This is a genomic window from Candidatus Desulfolinea nitratireducens (assembly GCF_982879505.1).
Genome location: NZ_CEYOSI010000244.1, coordinates 1 through 4,902 on the forward strand (window position 1 = coordinate 1; position 4,902 = coordinate 4,902).

General features: G+C 48.5%; 5 protein-coding genes and 1 pseudogene. All 6 read left to right on the plus strand.

The window, feature by feature from the left end; translation table 11 throughout:
* Window positions 1–449, plus strand: a 449-nt coding sequence (locus AC3DOM_RS15625) for a uroporphyrinogen decarboxylase family protein (protein WP_487919972.1), incomplete at its 5' end; no start/stop codon positions are given.
* 132 nt (window positions 450–581) lie between these two features.
* Window positions 582–1,970, plus strand: coding sequence for a protoporphyrinogen oxidase (gene hemG, locus AC3DOM_RS15630; protein ID WP_487919973.1), 1,389 nt, complete (start codon window positions 582–584; stop codon window positions 1,968–1,970).
* Window positions 1,971–2,008: 38 nt separating this feature from the next.
* Window positions 2,009–2,820, plus strand: a protein-coding gene (locus AC3DOM_RS15635) for an IS5 family transposase (protein WP_487919974.1) whose coding sequence is annotated in 2 segments (ribosomal slippage) — window positions 2,009–2,384 and window positions 2,384–2,820 — 813 coding nt in all. Because the reading frame shifts where the segments join, the coding sequence is not laid out codon by codon here.
* A 29-nt stretch (window positions 2,821–2,849) separates the two neighbouring features.
* Window positions 2,850–4,133, plus strand: coding sequence for a glutamate-1-semialdehyde 2,1-aminomutase (gene hemL, locus AC3DOM_RS15640; protein WP_487919975.1), 1,284 nt, complete (start codon window positions 2,850–2,852; stop codon window positions 4,131–4,133).
* 281 nt (window positions 4,134–4,414) lie between these two features.
* Window positions 4,415–4,507, plus strand: a pseudogene (locus AC3DOM_RS15645) (ATP-binding protein); the annotation flags it as partial.
* Between the two features lie 6 nt (window positions 4,508–4,513).
* Window positions 4,514–4,902 (plus strand): magnesium chelatase subunit ChlI family protein (locus tag AC3DOM_RS15650; RefSeq protein WP_487919976.1); only part of this gene is annotated, 389 nt, incomplete at its 3' end.

Genomic DNA, 4,902 nt, shown 5'->3' on the forward strand with positions numbered 1-4,902 from the left:
CGGGGGCGCAAGTCGTGCAACTCTTTGATTCATGGGTGGGTGCGCTCAATCCACAGGATTATGAAGCCTTTGCTTTGCCATATTCGAAAAAGGTTCTTGATGCTGCTCACGCAACTGGCGTGCCAGTGATCCACTTTGGGGTGGGAGCAACCACTTTATTACCGCTGATGAAAAAAGCAGGCGGCGACGTGCTCGGCCTCGATTGGCGCATCCCGCTTGATAAAGGCTGGGATATTGTTGGTCATGATCGCGGCGTACAAGGAAACCTTGATCCGATCACACTCTTTTCAACCCAAGAAGTACTTGAGAGCCGCATAAAAGATATTTTGCGTCGTGCCGATGGTCGTCCCGGCCATATCTTCAATCTGGGGCATGGCATCTTGCAACATACGCCGAACGAGAACGTGAAGGCCGTTGTTGAAATGGTGCACGAGTTTAGTAAAAAATAAGGCTAGTCTCTGAGCGGAGCATCGAACGAATGTGAGATGCGTAGTCGAAGAGCGGTTCTTATATGCACCGTCCTTCGACTGCGACTCCGCTTCGCTTCACCTCCGCTCAGGAACTGACATAAATAAAAACCTATGAAACTAATAATTTTCGGCGGCGGCATCGCAGGTCTCTCCGCAGCTTACTACGCCCAGAAAAAAGACCCATCGATAGAAATAGCTCTCCTCGAATCGGACTCTCACTGGGGTGGCAAGATCACCACAGACCGCGTCGATGGTTTTGTCATCGAGGGCGGACCGGATACTTTCCTTGCCACAAAAACATGGGGTGTGGAACTTTGCAAAGAGCTTGGTCTCTCCGAGCGATTGCATGGCACCAATCCAGATACCAAAAACACCTACGTTTTACACAAAAACCGTCTGGAAGGTTTGCCTGATGGATTAGCGATGATGATCCCCGGTAAAGTCATGCCGATGCTTACGACTGGCCTACTGAATCCGATTCAAAAACTGCGTATCGGTCTCGATTTTATTCTCCCCATCAAAAAAGGCAATGACGATGAGAGCCTCGGCAGTTTCATCTCCCGCCGTATGGGGCGAGCAACCTATGAAAACCTGATTGAGCCGCTCATGTCTGGCATTTACGCCGGCGATGGCGACAAGCTCTCTCTTCAATCTACTTTTCCCTTCTTGCGAGATTTCGAACGCAAATATGGCAGCCTTGCTCGTGGCGCAATGAAAATGTATCGAGCCCGCGTTAAATCTCAGAAAAATACCGGCTCACGTTCCATTTTTTTGACGCCCACCACAGGTCTCTCTGAGATGGTCGAAGCTCTTATCTCCACTCTTGAAGCCAATGGTGCGGATTTACGTCTCAACACACCCGCTTCACAAATTTCTCAACATGGCGATAGCTATCAAGTGGATTTAGCGGATGGCACTTCCCTTCAAGCGGATGCCCTTATTCTTGCCACGCCTCCCTATGCGACGGGAAAACTGCTCGCTTCGCACTTGCCCGAACTTGCTCCCGTTTTAGAGAGCATTCCCTACGTTTCAACAGCGACCATTTCCCTAGCCTATAAGCTGACAGATCTTCCCCGCCCCCTCGACGGATACGGCTACGTCATCCCCCGCCGCGAAGGACGTCGTGCTCTGGCTTGCACCTGGACATCAACCAAATTCCCGCATCGTGCCCCTGAAGGCCACGCACTCTTACGCGTCTTCGTTGGCCGCGCCGGTCAAGAAGATGACATCCCCTGGGATGATGCCAGCCTGTTGGAAATTGCCCAAGAAGAATTGGAACTAACTCTCGGTATCACTGCTGACCCTCTAGTCAGCCGAGTTTTCATCTGGGAGAAGGCGATGCCCCAATATAATCTCGGTCACCCCGAAAAGCTCGCAGAAATTGACGCCACACTGGCTGAGATACCCAACCTTGCCTTTGCAGGAAATGGTTATCGCGGCATCGGTATCCCAGATTGTATTCATTCTGGCGAGTTAGCAGTTGAAAAAATCTTGAAATAGACCTCTTGCATAAGTGCTAAATGTGCCATAATAGGCGCATGAAATATGCAGAGATAAAAGATTGGACAGACACAGATTTCAAACGCCTAACAGGCGTTTTGCCAAGCACTTTTACAAAAATGCTTGCTGTTCTGGAAAAAGAACTACGAAGCTTTGGTCGTCCGCCAAAATTGAGCCGAGCGGATCAACTCTTGATGACCTTGATGTATTGGCGAGAGTATCGCACCCAATTTCATATTGCAGGTTCTTATGGTGTTAGCGAAGCGACAGTCTCGCGCACAATCAAGAAGGTAGAAAATGCGCTCATTCGTTCAGAAGAATTTCATCTACCTGGTAAAAAAGTGCTCAAATCCAACGATTTAGAGATAGAAGTCCTTCTTGTAGATGTAAGTGAGCAAGCGATTGAACGCCCGAAAAAAAGCAAAGACGCTATTACAGTGGTAAAAAGAAGCGGCACACCCAAAAAGCACAGGTAGTCATTGAGAAAGAAGGTATGAAAATCATAGGGACAGCTTTTGCCAAAGGTCATACCCATGATTTTCGTCTTTTCAAAGAAAGCAAACTGAACATAGATGAAGGTATCCATTGTTTGGCAGATTCGGGCTACCAAGGATTGACAAAATTGCATCCAAACAGCAAGACACCTTATAAGAAATCAAAGTATCATCCTTTGACCTTAGAACAGAAACAAGAAAATCGTCAGATCTCTAGCCAGCGGATTTATGTGGAGCATGTCATTGGAAAACTAAAGGTCTTTCGCATTTTGAGTGAACGCTATCGCAATCGAAGAAAACGTTTTGCGTTACGCTTCAATCTTATTGCTGCTATCTACAATCTTGAAATTACCTGACTTTTGCAAGAGGTCTAATAGGAGAAATTATGAATATCGAAAAATCAATCGAACTTTTCACAAAAGCCAAAACTCTGCTCCCCGGCGGCGTAGACTCACCTGTCCGCGCCTTCCGAGCAGTGGGCGGACAACCTCTCTTCATCGAACGCGGAGAAGGGGCGTATGTTTACGACGTTGATGGCAATCGTTTCATCGACTATGTCCTCTCATGGGGCCCGCTCATTCTTGGGCACGCTCATCCTACTGTAGTTGATGCTTTGCAAAAATCTGTAACGCTGGGCACTTCTTATGGTGCCCCAAGCCCCCTCGAGTTGGATTTGGCAGAACTTGTGATGGAGCTAATGCCTAATCTTGAGATGCTTCGTTTTGTCAATTCTGGAACCGAAGCAACGATGACAGCGCTTCGCCTTGCACGAGCCTACACCAAACGAGATAAGATCATCAAATTTGAAGGTTGTTATCACGGCCACGCGGATATGCTCCTTGTGCAGGCTGGCTCTGGTGTGGCAACCCTTGGCTTGCCGGATTCTCCTGGTGTTCCTGCTGCAACCGTGAAAGATACCCTTGTTGCTCGCTATAACGATCTTGACTCTGTAGAAGCACTCTTTAAGAAATTCCCAGGTGAAATTTCAGCCATTATCGTCGAACCAGTCGCCGGGAATATGGGCGTTGTTCCCCCAACTGAAGGATTCTTACAAGGCTTACGAAAACTGACATCCGAGCATGGTGCATTACTCATCTTTGATGAAGTGATGACAGGTTTCCGTGCCCATCTGAACGGTGTACAGGCGCTCTACGATATTGTTCCCGATCTGACCACATTAGGTAAAGTGATCGGTGGCGGTCTCCCCGTTGGGGCGTATGGCGGTAAAAAAAAGATTATGCAGATGGTCGCACCCGCTGGGCCGATGTACCAGGCGGGGACGCTCTCCGGTAATCCACTGGCTATGACAGCTGGGATCGCGACGCTAAACGAGCTGAAGAAATCAGGAACATGGGAAGCGCTCGACAACGCGGCAGCAAGCCTAGGGGCAGGCGTGAAATCGGCGGCGGATGCCGCAGGAATCCCTATCCAACAAACTAGGGTAGGGACAATGTTCAGCACCTTCTTCAGTGAAACAGTTCCCGAAAACTGGTCCACAGTGAGCGCAAGCGATACGGAGAGATTTAGTAAATTCTTCTCTACGATGCTTGAGAATGGCGTTTATCTCGCCCCGTCACAATTTGAAGCAGGATTTGTTTCAACCGCGCATACACCCGAAGTGATCGCCGCTACGATTGAGACAGTAGAAAAATCGCTCAAATTGCTTTAGACAAGAGAAAATATAAAAAAAACGACATCGCAATGATGGTTTTTTTATGGGCGCGGAGGGACTCGAACCCCGTAGGGTTTCAATACTTCATCCGTATTTTTCCCTGTGATTTTTTTGTGAATTTACGCAGATATCTGGAACGAGAAACGCGTGGTTATTGTACACGGTATGGAGATGGTAGGTGCAATAACCTCGTGTTCTCAATTGATAGAAAAACGGATGATTTTTGGACATAACATGCTAATATTGCGCCAAAAAACATTAAAAAACAGTCCATTTACATGTATCCCTGCCCCTGCGGCTACGCGGGCGATGGTCTCAAAGCCTGCACCTGCTCTCACCAAACCGTGACTCGCTACCAAAATCGGATTTCTGGTCCAATGCTGGATCGGATCGATATCCATATTGAAGTCCCGCGTGTAGATTTTGAAAAGCTCTCTGATAAAAGACGGGGAGAATCATCAGATGAGATTCGGGCCCGGGTAGAGGTAGCAAGGCAATGGCAAAGAGATCGTTTCGCGGGTCTGGATAACGGGGTGATGACAAACGCCGATATGCGCGTCGCAGAAGTTCGTCAATTTTGTGAACTGGATGAGGCGGGGCAGACGCTTATCAAAGCAGCAATGACGCAGTTGCAGTTATCCGCGCGGGCGTATCATCGCATCCTGAAACTATCACGCACGATCGCAGATTTGGCGGGGGAAGAGAGTATTCAAGCCACGCATTTGGCGGAGGCGTTGCAGTACAGGCCAAAGGGGATGATGGTGTA

Excerpts from the sequence above, each read along its gene's own strand:
- hemG (WP_487919973.1), top strand. The coding sequence starts at position 582 with ATGAAACTAATAATTTTCGGCGGCGGCATCGCAGGTCTCTCCGCAGCT.
- hemL (WP_487919975.1), top strand. The coding sequence starts at position 2,850 with ATGAATATCGAAAAATCAATCGAACTTTTCACAAAAGCCAAAACTCTG.